A 15,511-nucleotide genomic window follows, 5' to 3' on the forward strand; every position below is an offset into this window, starting at 1 on the left:
CTGAAATGCAAGTACAATATACCTATAAATAGTAGTTTAAAAAATAAAGAATACCCAAATATGATATAATAACTTAGAGGTGGAAAAATGAATGATATTAGTATTTTAATAGTTGAAGATGAAAAAAGTATTTCAGATATAGTAAAAAATTATTTGATTCGAGATGGCTATAATGTTTTTCAAGCCTTTGACGGTCTAGAAGCTCTAAAGATTTTTGATAACGAAGATATTGATTTAATTATTTTAGACCTTATGCTTCCTAAGATGTCAGGTGAGGATGTAATAAAAAATATTAGAAACAAATCTAAAGTTCCAGTTATAATAACTTCCGCTAAGGTTGAAGAAATTGACAGAATCAATGGCCTAAGGCTTGGTGCTGATGATTATGTTACAAAGCCTTTTTCTAATAAAGAATTAGTAGAAAGAGTTAAAGCTGTTCTTAGAAGAATAGAAAAATATAATATTCCAAGAGCTGATATTATAAAAACTAGTGACGGCAGACTATTGATGGACCTAAAATACAACAGATTTTTAAAGGACGGTGAAGAAGTCTTCCTTACAAAAAATGAGTTTTCAATAATAAAGACTTTATTTTCTAGTCCAAACAAGATTTTCACTAGAGATGAGATAATTGAGCTAACCTTCGGTCTTGATTACGATGCCTACGATAGAGCAATTGATACTCACATTAAAAATATTAGGCAAAAAATAGAGGATAATCCTAAAAAACCACAATACATTAAGACAATTTACGGTATGGGCTACAAATCTGGTGGAGTAGATGACATCATTAAAGAATAAGTTAATCAAAAACTTTATCGCTGGAATCCTTGCCTGCATTCTCATTTATTCAATATTAATTACCTTATTTGTAACAATTAGGTACATAGATTTATTTAAGATAGTTGATGAAAATAAAACCACCTTAGTAACAGAATGGTTTAGTAGACTCAACAAGGACGATAATATATCAAGTGATGCGATGTGGAGTTCCCTAAGTGATTTATCTAAACAAGAAAATGTAAATATAAAATATTTAGATGATGACGGATATCCCCTAGTATATATTAAAAATATTGAAAATCAAAATAATGAAGAAATAAAAAACAAAAGATATTTCTTCTTTGAACCAGGTAAAAAAATTGAATCAGGAAGTATTGTCGTTGAATACACAGCAGATTATACGACTATTAATAGACTACAAAAAGACTTTAAACATGCAGTAATATACGCTATAATCTCTTCCCTAATTATAGGAAGTGTAATAGCTGTTATTCTTTCGATGAACATATCAGAACCTATAATAAAAACAAATGATTTTACAGTTAAAATCAAAGAAGGTATCTATGGCAACATGGATACGGGAACATCTGATATAAAAGAAATTAAAAATCTTCAAGAAAATATAAATTTTTTGTCTAAATCACTAAACAAGCAGGAAAATATCAGAAAGCAGTACGCCCAAGATATTTCCCACGAGCTCAGGACTCCCCTAACCAACTTAAAACTATCTATAGAGGCCTTAGGAGATGGAATGTTACCTCTAAATGAAGCCACTATAAATAGTTTAAACTTAGAAATTAATAGACTCCAATCTTTGATTGATAATCTCAAGAACTCTTTCAATGAAAGTGTATCAATGGATAAGTTATTTATTGAAAAAGTAAATGTTTCAAATTTACTTTTAGATATATGCCATGGTTTTACAGGCAATTTCTTGAATAGAAACATAAGTTTGGGAAAAGATATAAAAAAAGATGTCTACATGAAAACTGATAGGACCAAGCTTTCTCAGATAATTCAAAATCTTTTGACAAACGCAATCAAAGCAATAGATAGAAATGGTCACATTGATATACTTCTTACAGAAAATAACAAAAATATTACTATCAAGATTAAGGATAATGGGATAGGTATAGACGAAGATAAGCTTAATATGATCTTTGAGAGGTTCTATAGGATTGATGATTCTAGAAATACCAAAACAAATGGGATTGGATTGGGACTATCTATCAGTAAAAATTATATAGAAGCTTTGAATGGAAAAATAGATGTAGAAAGTGAAAAAGGTGTTGGAACTTGTTTTACCATCACTTTTGATAAATAGATATGGTGAACTATGAGTAGAAAACGCAGAAGACACGATAAAAATAGGAACGAGATCAGGATTGTAAAGAAAAATAGAGGCAAAAACAATAGAAATCTAAGTAGAAAAGCCCTATTGAGAAGAAAAAAAATATATAGACGACGTAGGATTCTTGTAGCTTGTCTTTTTCTCATTCTGATAGTACTTCCTATAAATTTATTGATTAGAAAATTTAACACCTATAGGCCCTTAGGATATCCAAGTTTTAGAGACGAAGTGTTAGAAGGACTTACAGAAAATATCTTTGTCGCAAATACCGAAGGACGAAGCCTAAGCACAGATGAAAAACTAAAAGATTTTGATACGCTTTACGAAACCATTGTTAGAAACTATCCAGTATCTAAAGAAAACGAAGACAATTTCAACACCTATGTTAAAAATAAAGAAGCCTACCAAAGAAGAATAAAAGCAACTAAAACTGACGAGGAATTTTTCTCAATCTTGGATGAAAATTTGGCCCTATTAGGTGATAACTACACATTTATTTTAGGCAAGAATTCATATACAAGTCTATTCAATTATTACAGAAATAAGAATAATTCAACTAAGGCAACTATTTTTGGCAACGATCAAGCAGTTAATAGATATGGAAGAATGATTAACAAAGAAAAAATCAAAGAAGACATATCCATAAATTCATCAAATGATAAGAAACTAATAATAAGATTATCAGATTTTGATATAAATAAACTTGATAGTGATCTTGATTCTATAGCGGAAGCCCTAGAAAAATCTGAAATAGACACTCTAATATTTGATTTATCTAATAATAATTCAATTGACCATGCTTATGTAAATGAATTCGCTTCATACTTTCTTGATAAAAATTATGAGTTGAAAGATTTATACTTTTATAGGGGTTGGGTATTTGACAATACATTAGATGAAATCAAAAATAGCGATGATAGTATATATAAGACCAGCAAGGCAAAAAATCTAGCTGAAAAATTTAAGGATTCTATAGATAAAATAAACCTTGAAAATTACCAATACTATGATCAAGTTGAACAAAAAATATATAAAAAAGATGATTTTAGAAAAAGAGATATTTATGTTTTAACTAATGAAAATACTGCTAATGAAGCAATAAGGCTCGCTAGTATTTTAAAAAGCCAAGGAGCTGTAACTATTAAAAACGGCCTAGATTCTTCTAAGAATAAGATAGATAAAATAAAAGATATTCCTTCAGATTTTATAATACTAGATCATTCTGGCCTGATTGTTTCTGTATCATCTTCTATTGGACTAGCTGAAGATAGATTTTTAGAATATGATTATAGAATAAATACTGAAAATCCTGACAAAGCCGTTTTGGATTTAATTAAATAATATCAAAACTTACCTCAGTTCTTTATAAGAGTTGAGGTTTTTTTGTACAAAAAAAGCCTTTAGGATAATCCTAAAGACTTAATTTATATACTATTTTCTAACAAAATCTTTTGCTTTTCTTTCACCAAGTCTACCAGCATATGCTGAAATACATAGTGCAAGAACTAATCCAACAAATACTAGTACAGATCCAGCTGATACTTTGTTAGCTGCTTTGTCGGCACCTTCCTTAGCATTCTCAACTGTTTCATCAACTTTTTGATTAGCTTCGCTTGATAATCTAGAGATTTCATCAGAAGCATTGTTTAGAGATTCTTCTGCTGATTTAGAAGCTTCTTGGATACCTTCGTAGATGTTTTCAGAAACTTGAGCAGCCTCATCTTCTGTCAAATCAGTGTTCTTAGATACTGCCTCATCAATTGCATCTTTATCAGCTGCATCAGCTATTGTTTTAGCTCTGTTAGATAGTGATTCTGTCAAATCATTGACGATTTTATCAGAATCATCTGGATTTAGAGCAATATCCTTAACAGCTTGAGTAATTTCATCTCTAGATGCTTGAAGTTGACCTTCGATATATTCTGGTTGTAATTCTTCAACGTCTGTATCAGAAAGATATTGTTCAAGATTTCCTTTAAGTTCTTCTGTATCAACATCTGAAATAGCTGCGCCAGCTTTTTCAAGTCCTGCGCTTGCAGCATCTCCTGCTACACTTGAAATTCCACCTGCTACATCGCTTACTGCACTTCCTGCAGTGCTAGCTGCCTTACCTACTACATTTCCTGCAAATCCAAGTGCAGATGAAACTGCATTAAAGATAAGTGTAAATAGAAGTAGAATTGTAAGAGCCCATGTGATTGCTCCGTGTAACAGACCTGTTGATCTTGCAGAATAACCTGCTACGAAACCACCTGCACAGAAGGATATAAGTAAAGTAATGATTGTCCAAATACCTGTACCTACTCCAACTCCACTTAATGGATTAGCGCTTTGTGCTGAAAATAATCCAAATCCTAAAGCTGCTGTTAAAAGGCTAAGTACTGTAAATACTGCTGCTGCAGTTACTGCACCTGCAAATATAGAAGCCCAGGATAAGTTTTTTCCTGCTTGAAGAGTGCTTGTCGCTTGTTCATAAACAACAGGTTCTTCTATTCTTCTTTTGTTTTTATCTGTCATTTTTCCTCCTCATAATAACATAAAAATTAAATATTCGTAATATTCGAATAAATCTAGGCAACAACCTTGCCTTGTTCAATATTATACCCTTTTTATTAGAAATTAATCAATTATAATTATGGTATTTCTGATCTCTAAGGATTTCTCCTACCATATCCCTACCCTTTTGCATTTTCTTGATATTTTTAATATCTAAGATTAAGACATTTTATCTAACAAGCTCTTTTTTAATATCATCATCCAAATAATTAGAATTAATTATTAATAGAGGTCTAATATCAGAATCAATTCCATGAATTTTATCAATCATTTCATATATAAAATCTTTAGTTAGCTTCCTATTGTAGTCATAATTTTTAATCTCTATTGCAAAGCGATTATCATCTTTTTTTGCATATAAATCAAATTTATGAGACCTTTGATATTGTTCTTGGAAGGGTTCAATCCAATAACCACACCTTTTAAAAGCTTTAGATATAAATTCTTCACTAGTAAAATCATTATTAATTTTTCTTAGTGCTCTTAAAAGTCCACTTGGATTTATCTTAAAAATAGACTTATACTCAGTTTTTTCTCCAAACTTCTTGATGTCAAAACCAATCACCAAATCATTTATAACATTAAAATTGCCATGAGCTATTGCGTTTCTTATATGTCTTAAAAGGGCCATAGTTTTTGTTTCATCATTATCGGCAAGAGTCATAATTAACTTTTGCTCATCTACTCTGACCTTTCCTCTAAAATATTTAACCAAATTCGGTTTTATTTCATCAGTTATAAGAACGTCTTCATCTCTAAGATTCATTGACATCATAATATCTGTAAATATATAATCATCATAAGCTGGATTTAGAAGCAAGTCATTGTGTTTTGCTTGCTCTGATGATATATTTGGCACATACCACAAGAGCATTTTAATAGCCTCATCTAAATCTTTGCTTAAATCTATTGGTATATCCTTATGCTTTATAGAAAAATCTTCCATATGTCCTGCTGCATCTATTTTAAATTTGTTAGTAATATCCATATTTTGCCTTTCAGTTCTCATCTCATCTTTACCTATAAGCATACATCTAGCTTGATCTTTTGTAAAATACAAATTAAAAAGAGAAGCACTAAGCTTCTCTAAATTCTAGAATGACCATTGATGGAAAACTTGATCTTGAGTTTTGTTATAGGTAATATAAGCCATTCTTATATTTTTCCTTATAAAAACTTCTCTTTGATTTTACTTTTTCTTTTAACTAATAATATATATATATTATATTATTTATCAAGAAACTCGTACGTTCCATCTAGGTCTAATAGATTATTAATTATATATATACTCTTTAACTTTTGAGGTATAAGATTTTTGTATTTGTTATTACTTAAGTAAGAATCAACTTGTTTAGGATTTTTATCCAAGTGTGATTTTATTTCATCTAGGCTTACCTTTTGTGTAATTATATTTTTTAGGGCTTTTCTTATGTTTTTCCCAATAATAGTTGACGATCTTTCGTCTTGTTTATAGTTATTGATTGATCTAATATTTAGCATCAGGGTTAGAGTTCTATTTATTTTGCTACCTTTATATGTCCTTAGTCCTTGACCTTTTTCATCGTTTATTAGATAAAATCCTCCCTCATCTCCAATATATAAACTGTCTAGAATATTATTTATTTTATCGTTATAAGAGTATTTTTTTCTATCTTTTATAATTTCTTCCATTTTTTCTCTTATTTCGTTTGAGATGTCTTCACCGCTGTTTGAACCAAAGGAAACTGCCTCCCCTTTTTCTGCCCTTGTTACTAATATTTTTTTAGATTTTATATTAATAGTGTCTATTTTCCAAACAAGACCTGATAGATAGATATTATCTCCTTTTTTTAGGTCTAAGTTCTTTTCAATTTCTCCTATTTTCGCTTTATTTGAATATACGGAAAAGTTATCTGTACTCACAAATTGATTATAAAAAGATCCCATTTTTAAAAGTTTCTCTGCTTCTAAGCCAATTATATATTCATCTTCTAGTTTTTCTATAAATGAATTTTCTAACAAATGACTTGTTATTTCGTGAAATTCTTCCTTGTCTATATCAGACAATGCAGATAGTTTAGTGATTAGATTATTATAATTATCGTATCTTAGCCCGTTATTTTCTATAAGTTCTGACAAGATTTGGTGAGCAAATATGTCGTAGGGTTTTTTTACTTGACTGATTTTATCGAGCTTTCCTTCCTTATAAAGGGATATTGTTGCCAAAGCTTGGAGTAAATCCCAAGGATTGGTAGCTATTTGGTGGAGAATAGATTTGTGAGTTTTTCTCCCAGATCTACCCAACTTTTGAGCCAAGGATAATACTGAATATGTGGACCCATACTGACAAATAGAGTGAACACTACCTATGTCGATTCCCAATTCTAAAGTAGATGTGGCACATATAATGAATTTATCTGAGTCTCCTCTCTTGGCAAAATTTTCAATTTCTTTTCTTCTTTGCTTGCTAACAGATGAATGATGAGCGAATATTTCTGTAGATATTTTTAACTCATCAGCTTTTTTTCTTAAGGATACTGCTAAATTTTCAACATTTTTTCTAGAATTTGGGAAAACAAGCATTGATCCATCTTGAGAAAATTTTAATATTCTTTCTGTTGTTTCATCTGTTATGGATTCTTCTTCTATATAAGAAATACTTGCTACTAGCTCATTTTTGCTTTGATCTATCAAGATATTTGTCTCTTTCCCATTATCAAAAAAATCTTTTGCTAGCTTATAGTTTGCATCTCCAATGGTTGCAGATAAGCCTATAAAACGAGGAGTTTTTTCGGTATATTTAACTATCCTCGTTAACAAACTTTTAAGTTGAACTCCCCTGTTTCCAGACAAAAATCCGTGGATTTCATCTACTATTATATAATCGAGTCCTCCGAATAATTTATCCAAGTCATTTGCTCTATTTACAAAAAGAGCCTCCAGAGATTCTGGAGTTATAAGAGCTATTCCACTAGGATTAGCTACTAGCTTATCTTTTTTAGTTTTTGATGCTTCTCCATGCCAGCTCGTTACAGGTATTTCCATGTCTTCACACATTTTCTCAACTCTTTTAAATTGGTCATTTATTAGAGCAATTAGTGGGGAAATATACAAAATTCTTAGTCCTGATGAAAAATCATTTGCCGTTGATATGGTAGGAAGAAAGGCTGCTTCAGTTTTACCTTGAGCTGTTGGAGCTACCAAAATCAAGTTGTTATCACTAGTGCAAACTCCTTTTATTGAAGCAGCTTGAATTTTAGTTAGTGATGGCCATTTATTTTTGTATACGTATTCTCTCATTGGCCTTGAAAGAAGTGAATAATAATCTGTCATATCAGTAAAATATCATCTTGATCTAATGGATCTTTTTCTATTGGATCTAGTACATTAGAATATTTATCATCAAGGATTTGGTCAACCGTAACATCTGGATTCTGTCTTTTTAAATCCAAAATTTCTAGAAAATCTTTGATAACTGATCTAGGCGTCAAGAATTCATCTGCTCCAGGTCTGTTCAATTGTCCTTCCATATATCTAATTATTTGATTTTGATTAATATCTATATCTATCTTGTAGTTTGTATTATAAATATTTACGAGATTTTCAAGTAAAGTGTATATTTCTTCCTCACTTAGAGGTTTTAGTAAAAGAGCTGTTCTTTTTGTATTTATTAAGGACGAATTGATATCTTTTTCATCTCCCAATCTTCCAGAAAGCGCACCATAGGAAGACATTCCTCTGTTTGTATCAAATACAGTTTTTCTTGTTGCACCGAAGTTTACAAAAAGCCCCTTAGCCTTTCCTGATTTACATTCATTGTAAATATTTAATATTCTCTCATAATTTCTCTCTCTGGTTACCGATTGAGGAATCTTGTAGAGATTTACAGCTTCATCGAAATTGATAACAAAGCCAGAATAGCCAATAGCCAAAAACAATTCAGCTAAGTTTTTTAGGGCATCAAAATAGTTATCATCGTTAATTATTTGATTGATGCCAAGCTCTTTTTTCGCTTCAGTTTTGGTAGATATATCTCCCCTTATCCATCTTATAGCTTTTAATTTTAGCATTCTATCATTTTCTACAAAAGCTTGGTAATATTTGTTAATAGCCTCACCAAACTCAAAGGATAAACCAACAGAAGAAAAACTTGCCATGGCATTTAAAATTTCATTTCTAACTTCTTGCTTATTAGATCCCTTTAACAAATCTTCCATAGGAATATCATTTTTTTGGGATAAATCAGAGAAAATCCTCATAAGCCACTGATCTATAATTTGCTCTATTACGTTTCCTGACCTTGCTGTTTTAGTCTTTATATTGTCTACAATTTCACTATATAAAGCCTGAGCCTTCTTATCCGTCGCATAAAATCTTCTTTGAGGTGCAAGATCTATTGTAGATGTTACGAAATTTTTCCCTAGGGCAAATTGTTCTATGGTATTTAACATAAAGGATTTGCCTGATCCAAAATCTCCTACCCAAAATCTTATGTCACTACCGCCGTTTGACACATCATCGAGCACACCTAAGACTTCTTCAACTTCTTTCTTTCTACCTACTAAAAGATGTTCTATTCCTAGATTTGGGACAACTCCCCCTTCCAAAGATTTAATAATAACAGCTGCTTGTTTTGGATTAATTTTCATCTAATATCTCCTTAACTATATCTATGTAAAACGGATCTATAACAACCCTATCATCTTCTATCAATAAACTTTGATCATCTACATAAGGATACAAAGCATCATTTATTTCATTTACAAATACATTTACCATTTGTCCTGATTTAAGGGCGATACTCTTAGCTTCTTCAACAGAAACACCATTATTATTTATAATAGTTTCTAAAAAGCTATAAGTTTTATCGTCTAATTTAACTTTATCATCACTTTCGGGAGTTGTTTTTTCATCTTCCTTCTCTTCTGTTTTAGTAACCTCACTTTGAGATAAATTTTCTCCACTATCCATAAACTCACTGACTCTTTCTACAGTAGAGCTTAACTCTTTCCTTGATTTTTTGACCTTATCTTTGTCTATTGTAATTCTTTTAGCTTCTTTTTTATCTAAGTCTAGGAGTCTATCTATAAGCTCAATTGACAAGTTATTCTCATTTACAAGGGTTATGAATTTGGGATAATTTTCTTTTAAAATTAGCTTAAATAGCCTATTTTCATCTGCCTTAGTCATTTCATTATCCCTGACAAGGTAAAAGAAGCCAAGCATACTTGTAAAGTTAAAATCTGATTTGCTTAAAGTTTTCTTTAATTTTCCTATTTTTTCATCTATGATAAATTTATTAGACAAATCAATTTGCTTGATTAGATTTGAATTTTCAATATATCTAGCTATATCATTAACTTTATTGGGATTTTCTAAGAGAAATTCTTCGTAAATTTCATCTTTACTTCCATGATCTAAATTTAAGTAGAATTCATTCAACTTCTCTGTAAAAAAGTCCAACAAGTCTAGCAAATCATTTTCTTTTAAAAAAGATAGGTGCTTATCAACATCAATACCAGCAAATATTGTAAATTCACTTCTTAGCCTCTCTTCAGCAATAATCATCAAGGAATCTAGAATATTGGCTGAAAGTCTGTAGGGTTTTCTATATTTTATGATCTTATCAGTATTTAGGTCACTTCTATTAAATACATCTTCCATTACAGAAAAGTATGATTTAAATAGTAGGACTTTTGCTTTCTTATATTTCCAAACTTGGTTGTTTCTCTTTGAAACTTCACTAAGGGCATCTTCACTCTCTTTATCGAAGTTATACTCTCTTAATAATCTTTGATAATCATCTAATTGTTCTTTTAATTCTAAATTTCCTTTTTTATTTTTCTCTATATTTTTGTTATCAATACTTTTTTCAACTAGTTCTTTTATTCTTCCCTTATCTATTCTTCTTTTAAAGGATTTCTTGTGTTCATTTTTGTCAATAGTTGAAATATCTTCTAATAATTCATTTATTAAATCAAATATCCCTTCAAAATTCATATCTCCTCCGACAAGCTCTTCTTACCATTATACTTCTTGTATAGAATTTCAAAGAAAATTGGCAAAATAAAAAAGCTAGCAACAAACTAGCTTTAATTGATTTTAGACTTATTTATAATTTTTTCAATTTCTATATCTACTGCACTCATATAAGTTTTTCCAAATTTATGCAAATGAATCATAAGCAAATATAGTTTGTAAAACTCAAGTCTAAGTATATACCCATCTTCAAGTGGGTATATTTTGTTGTATTCCTGGTAGAAATTCTTATCAAAACCAGAAAACACCATGGAAATTCCTATATCAAACTCTCTATCACCAAACAAAGGTGATGGATCAAATATGGCAGGCTCTCCATTTTCTAGGAACATAAAATTACCTGCCCACAAATCTCCATGAAGAAGTGAAGGTCTACTCTTATGATCATCTAGGGATTTTTCTATGATTTCTCTTACCTTTTTGTAAGTTTCTAATCTCTCCTTGCCCCATAGACCATTTTGTGATAATAAATTTGCCAATTTATCCATTCTCTCATTTAGAAAAATCTCTTTCCATGTATCCCTATAGGAATTGGAAAAAGAAATCTTGGATCCTTCATAGGAATAATCAAAGCCAAACTGACCGTTAGGATTTTCTACCCTATGCATTTTAGCTACTAGCTCAGCTAACTTCCTTTGATCTCCATCAAAAGCCTCCTCTAGGTATTCTAATAAAAGATAAGAATCATCTCCTACTTTCCCATCATTAATATATCTAGGTGCTCTTATATTATTTTCTTCAAATAACTTTAGACCCTCGATTTCACCTTGAAAGAAATTTTTTCGAGCATTCTTCTGAATCAAACAAAAATATATACCTTCGTCAGAATAAATCTTGTAAGCTTCGTTTACATCTCCTCCGCTTAGTACCCTAACATCGTATATATTTTTAATCGGTAAATTATCAAAAATATCACCCATAGACCTCACCTCGTATGTACAATATTTCTAGTCTAGCGTAGCTATAGATAAGAAATATTATTTTGTCAAAATCAAATATATTAATATATCAAGGTTTTAACATATCCTTTTCCCATTTTGTAGTAGATTCAACCATCATTTTCATAAGTTGGTAAAATTTCTCTTGGTCTTCTTCGCTGATTCCCTCGACAGCATGGTCGATGAAATCCATAGACATATCTTCTACCTTATCTAGTTTACTTCTACCCTTTTGAGAAAGAAATATTGACTTTTTCCTCATATCATCCGTATCGACTTTTCTTTCAATCAAACCATCTCTTTCAAGCCTATCTAAAAGACCTGTCATTGTTGACTCTCTGATATGCATATTTTGAGCTAATTCTTTTTGGTTGATTGTTTCAGCCTTACTGATATGATACATAGCTACACATTGACTCCTAGTAACGCCATATTTAGCTACAACATTATTAAATGAGTCTGCCATCGCTTTCGATGCAATACTTATAGCAAATGCTATATCTTTTTCAAAATCCATCATAATAATCTCCTTATTAGATATTAATATCTAACCTAATTTCTCCGGAAAGTAACTCTTTCCAGTATATCATTATAGCAGCTTGGGTGGCTTTTGTAAAACATTGTTATTTTTCGTTACATCTTTTTATATTTATTATAAATTTTCATTAAATGTCTTAGATATCACATATATTTTACTAATTTTTCTCATATTTATAAAAAATAATAGAGTGAGTTGTATCTCACTCTACTTTACTATATTCCATTTTCTATAGTTTCTGTATTCATTTGATCAGCAAGATTTAATAAGTATAAAGTTCCTTCATCAATAGATGATGCTTTTTCGTCATCTTCCAAATATGGTGTTGCAACAAAAGTTTTATCCAAAGTACCATATTCATCATAGCTTCTATCAACAACTGTTGAGTGATAACGAGAAGATTTGATATTGGCTTTATTTTTACCGATTTTTTCAATATTTGCTTCTACTAATAACCCTTGCTCTACCCTGTAATCACCTTCAAATGCTTCTGCCTTTTGGTTTGATAGGAGATTACCTAGAGAATAATATATTATTCCCTTTCTGCCATCTTTACTTTCATATTCTTCCATTGGTTGGATGACGTGAGGGTGATTTCCAATAACCATATCAGCTCCCCAGTCTATCATATCTCTTGCAAGTTCTATTTGATATTCTTCTGGATAAGAAGAATATTCCACTCCCCAATGTGGATATACAACTATAAAGTCGACTTTATCTTTTACCTCGCTTATATCTTCTTTTATCTTTTCACTATCTAACCTATTAACCATCTCTTCTTTTTCTTTAGTATCAAGGAGAAAATCTAGTCCATTTAAGCTTTCCGCATAGGAAAATATAGCTATTTTTATACCATTTACTTCTTTTATTATATATGGAGTGTACTTATCTTTGCTAGTGCCAACATGACTAATATCGTGACTTTCTATAGCGTCAATAGTTGACTTAAGTCCATCTATACCTGTATCTAGGGCGTGATTGTTAGCCGTTGTCATGACATCTACCCCCATATCTTTTAAGGATAGGTATATATCTTCGCTTGAGTTAAAGGTAGGGTAACCTGAAAGTTCCATATTAGGATTTACAGAAAATTCATTGTTAACCATAAAAAAATCATAGTCTTTGGCAAATTCTTTTAAGTCTGAAAAGCATGGCGAATAATCATAGCTTTCCCAACCACCATAACTTAGAGCGTAATCGTTTATTGGCATATGAGGAAGGATATCTCCTCCAAAAAGGAGTTTTGCTTCTTTTTTCTCTTTTAAAGATTTATCCTCTTTTTCATCTAATGATTTTTCTGTTTTATCTTCATTTTTTACATCTTCTATTGCCTGTTCTATAGCCTTATCCATTTCACTGGTATTTTTACTTGCTTTGTTAGTACAAGCTACTAAAAATACCAAGGCTAGGATAAGAAAAGATATTTTTTTAATAAATTTGTTCATAATTTACTCCGCTTGTGGAGATATCTTAAGGTCTAAGAAAAGATCATTATATAAAATTGTGCTTTCCTTATCCAAGGCCTTAAACACCTCGAGTTTGTCTATTACATCATCATCTGGATACAATGTCTTATCATTTCTTGCCTCTGGATCAATTAAATCCAAGGCTTTTTTGTTTGGGGTAGCATACCAAATATAATCAGCGTTTTGAGCGGCATTTTCTGGCTCCAACATGAAGTTTATAAAAGCATAGGCTGCCTTTTGATTTTTACTAGTTTTAGGAATAACCATAGTATCAAACCAAATATTAGATCCTTCTTTTGGTATAGCATATGAAAGATTTTCGTTAGATTCTATTGCACTTGATGCATCACCAGAGAAAGTTATACCTACATTTGCCTCTTCAAGAGCCATATACATTCTAATTTCATCTGCGAGGATTGCTTTTACATTTCCCATAAAACCAATAAGCTCATTTCTAATTTCGACAAGCTTTTTAGGGTCAGTTGTATTTAGGCTAAGATTGTTTGCCAATAGTCCTATACCAAGTGTTTCTCTTGCACCATCAAAACTAAGGATTTCACCTTCAAATTTCTTATCCCATAAGTTTTTCCAAGAAGAGAAATCTGATTCTTCATATTTTTTAGTGTTATAGACTATACCAAATGTACCCCATAGGTATGGAATAGAATATTCATTGCCCGGATCATAGGCAACATCTAGAAACCTTTCGTCTATATTATCGAGACCTACGATTTTCTTATGGTCTAGCTTTTCCAAAAGTCCTTGGTCTCTCATCATTTCAACTGCATACTCACTTGGGATACAAATATCGAAATTTGTAGACTTTTGTTTTATCTTAGTAATCATCGCTTCATTAGAATCGTAAGTTTCCATAACAATCTTGTAGCCTGATTCCTCTTCAAATTTATCAATCAAGTCCGGATCGATATAATCACCCCAATTATATAAATATAAAGTATTAGAATCTGAAATTTGTCCATTTCCAACAATAAGAATCTTTGCTGCAAATAATAGGGCGATCGCAAGTAAAGATGATAGGAAAAATTTATATAACTTATTCATTGACTGCTCTCCTTTTTACAAAAGTATTTTCTTTCTGACTAATGATGTAATATATTACTACAAGTAATAAAGATATTATAAACATTAGCGTAGAAAGAGCATTTATTTCAAGAGAAATCCCTGTCCTAACTCTAGAATAAATCTCGACAGATAAGGTTGTAAACCCTGAGCCTGTTACAAAAAATGTTACAGCAAAATCATCCAAAGAATAAGTTAAAGCCATGAAAAATCCTGTCAAAACCCCTCCAGTGATATTTGGAAGAATTATTTTATTTAATATAGTAAAATCACTCGCTCCCAAATCCTCTGCTGCAAGAATCATCGATTCATTTAAGGCATAAAGTCTAGGAAGAACCATAAGTACAACTATGGGAATGGAAAATGCAATATGAGATAATAGCACAGTCATAAAACCCATAGGAATTTTTATTAAAAATGTAAAAAGAACTAAAAATGATGCACCCATCATAACATCAGGCATTACCATTAGTACTGAGTTAAAGTTTAGTATTCTTTTTCTTGCTTTTTCATTTTTTAGATAATAAATCGCTATAGCTCCAATAGTTCCAATTATGGTAGCTATGAGTGATGACAATAGTCCAAGTATTATCGTGTTTATTACAATAACCCAAAGCCTAGTATCTTTGAATACCTCTTGGTAATGGGATAGGGAAAATCCATCAAAACTATTCATATTGTTACCACTATTAAATGAATAAAATATAAGATAAGCTATAGGTAAATATAAAAGGATAAAAATAAATACTAGATACAAATATGATTTTTTAAATTTTTTCAT

13 protein-coding genes are annotated in these 15,511 nt (G+C 30.7%); 3 read left to right on the top strand and 10 right to left on the bottom strand.

What is annotated here, in order from left to right:
- Positions 1 to 87 precede the first annotated feature (87 nt).
- The 3 genes from E0D87_RS00330 to E0D87_RS00340 are packed head-to-tail and all read left to right on the top strand — an operon-like array spanning position 88 to position 3,475.
- Complete coding sequence (locus tag E0D87_RS00330; RefSeq protein WP_130818883.1) at positions 88 to 801, top strand: response regulator transcription factor; 714 nt, start codon at positions 88 to 90, stop codon at positions 799 to 801.
- The gene (locus tag E0D87_RS00335) at positions 782 to 2,107 is read left to right on the top strand and encodes a sensor histidine kinase (RefSeq protein ID WP_130818884.1); all 1,326 of its coding nucleotides are present in this window, start codon (positions 782 to 784) and stop codon (positions 2,105 to 2,107) included. Before E0D87_RS00330 ends, E0D87_RS00335 begins: the two co-directional genes overlap by 20 nt.
- 12 nt (positions 2,108 to 2,119) lie before the next feature.
- On the top strand, positions 2,120 to 3,475 hold the full coding sequence (locus tag E0D87_RS00340; RefSeq protein WP_130818885.1) for a S41 family peptidase: 1,356 nt from the start codon (positions 2,120 to 2,122) through the stop codon (positions 3,473 to 3,475).
- Between the two features lie 90 nt (positions 3,476 to 3,565).
- On the opposite strand, the gene E0D87_RS00345 is transcribed toward E0D87_RS00340, so the two are convergent.
- From E0D87_RS00345 to E0D87_RS00390, 10 genes are all read right to left on the bottom strand, one after another.
- Positions 3,566 to 4,651, bottom strand: a complete 1,086-nt coding sequence (locus E0D87_RS00345; protein ID WP_130818886.1) for a YrzE family protein — start codon at positions 4,649 to 4,651, stop codon at positions 3,566 to 3,568.
- Positions 4,652 to 4,859: 208 nt separating this feature from the next.
- Positions 4,860 to 5,720: a hypothetical protein gene (locus E0D87_RS00350; RefSeq protein WP_242618422.1), complete on the bottom strand. Its 861-nt coding sequence runs from the start codon at positions 5,718 to 5,720 to the stop codon at positions 4,860 to 4,862.
- A gap of 197 nt (positions 5,721 to 5,917) precedes the next feature.
- A complete protein-coding gene (locus E0D87_RS00355) occupies positions 5,918 to 8,002 on the bottom strand; it encodes a DEAD/DEAH box helicase (protein ID WP_130818887.1) in 2,085 nt (694 codons plus the stop codon).
- Positions 7,999 to 9,318, bottom strand: a complete 1,320-nt coding sequence (locus tag E0D87_RS00360) for an ATP-binding protein (RefSeq protein ID WP_130818888.1) — start codon at positions 9,316 to 9,318, stop codon at positions 7,999 to 8,001. The genes E0D87_RS00355 and E0D87_RS00360 overlap by 4 nt, the downstream gene beginning before the upstream one ends.
- Entirely contained in the window at positions 9,308 to 10,669 is a 1,362-nt protein-coding gene (locus tag E0D87_RS00365; protein ID WP_130818889.1) for a tellurite resistance TerB C-terminal domain-containing protein, read from the bottom strand. The genes E0D87_RS00360 and E0D87_RS00365 overlap by 11 nt, the downstream gene beginning before the upstream one ends.
- A 92-nt stretch (positions 10,670 to 10,761) precedes the next feature.
- Entirely contained in the window at positions 10,762 to 11,628 is an 867-nt protein-coding gene (locus E0D87_RS00370; RefSeq protein ID WP_130818890.1) for a fructosamine kinase family protein, read from the bottom strand.
- A gap of 88 nt (positions 11,629 to 11,716) precedes the next feature.
- On the bottom strand, positions 11,717 to 12,166 hold the full coding sequence (locus E0D87_RS00375) for a MarR family winged helix-turn-helix transcriptional regulator (RefSeq protein ID WP_130818891.1): 450 nt from the start codon (positions 12,164 to 12,166) through the stop codon (positions 11,717 to 11,719).
- 233 nt (positions 12,167 to 12,399) lie between these two features.
- Positions 12,400 to 13,629 carry a CapA family protein gene (locus E0D87_RS00380; RefSeq protein ID WP_130818892.1) on the bottom strand — a complete coding sequence of 410 codons (1,230 nt, stop codon included), beginning with the start codon at positions 13,627 to 13,629 and terminating at the stop codon, positions 12,400 to 12,402.
- 3 nt (positions 13,630 to 13,632) lie between these two features.
- Complete coding sequence (locus E0D87_RS00385; protein WP_130818893.1) at positions 13,633 to 14,712, bottom strand: ABC transporter substrate-binding protein; 1,080 nt, start codon at positions 14,710 to 14,712, stop codon at positions 13,633 to 13,635.
- Positions 14,705 to 15,511 carry an ABC transporter permease gene (locus E0D87_RS00390; RefSeq protein WP_130818894.1) on the bottom strand — a complete coding sequence of 269 codons (807 nt, stop codon included), beginning with the start codon at positions 15,509 to 15,511 and terminating at the stop codon, positions 14,705 to 14,707. The genes E0D87_RS00385 and E0D87_RS00390 overlap by 8 nt, the downstream gene beginning before the upstream one ends.

The sequence above is a fragment of the Anaerococcus vaginimassiliensis genome, assembly GCF_900626155.1.
Taxonomy (GTDB): Bacteria; Bacillota; Clostridia; order Tissierellales; family Peptoniphilaceae; genus Anaerococcus; species Anaerococcus vaginimassiliensis.

Bases quoted from the DNA above. Each gene is read 5' to 3' on its own strand.
- E0D87_RS00330 (WP_130818883.1), top strand. From the start codon at position 88: ATGAATGATATTAGTATTTTAATAGTTGAAGATGAAAAAAGTATTTCA.
- E0D87_RS00380 (WP_130818892.1), bottom strand. From the start codon at position 13,629: ATGAACAAATTTATTAAAAAAATATCTTTTCTTATCCTAGCCTTGGTA.
- E0D87_RS00335 (WP_130818884.1), top strand. From the start codon at position 782: ATGACATCATTAAAGAATAAGTTAATCAAAAACTTTATCGCTGGAATC.
- E0D87_RS00375 (WP_130818891.1), bottom strand. From the start codon at position 12,166: ATGATGGATTTTGAAAAAGATATAGCATTTGCTATAAGTATTGCATCG.
- E0D87_RS00350 (WP_242618422.1), bottom strand. From the start codon at position 5,720: ATGCTTATAGGTAAAGATGAGATGAGAACTGAAAGGCAAAATATGGAT.
- E0D87_RS00365 (WP_130818889.1), bottom strand. From the start codon at position 10,669: ATGAATTTTGAAGGGATATTTGATTTAATAAATGAATTATTAGAAGAT.
- E0D87_RS00340 (WP_130818885.1), top strand. From the start codon at position 2,120: ATGAGTAGAAAACGCAGAAGACACGATAAAAATAGGAACGAGATCAGG.
- E0D87_RS00355 (WP_130818887.1), bottom strand. From the start codon at position 8,002: ATGACAGATTATTATTCACTTCTTTCAAGGCCAATGAGAGAATACGTA.
- E0D87_RS00385 (WP_130818893.1), bottom strand. From the start codon at position 14,712: ATGAATAAGTTATATAAATTTTTCCTATCATCTTTACTTGCGATCGCC.
- E0D87_RS00345 (WP_130818886.1), bottom strand. From the start codon at position 4,651: ATGACAGATAAAAACAAAAGAAGAATAGAAGAACCTGTTGTTTATGAA.
- E0D87_RS00360 (WP_130818888.1), bottom strand. From the start codon at position 9,318: ATGAAAATTAATCCAAAACAAGCAGCTGTTATTATTAAATCTTTGGAA.
- E0D87_RS00390 (WP_130818894.1), bottom strand. From the start codon at position 15,511: ATGAAAAAATTTAAAAAATCATATTTGTATCTAGTATTTATTTTTATC.
- E0D87_RS00370 (WP_130818890.1), bottom strand. From the start codon at position 11,628: ATGGGTGATATTTTTGATAATTTACCGATTAAAAATATATACGATGTT.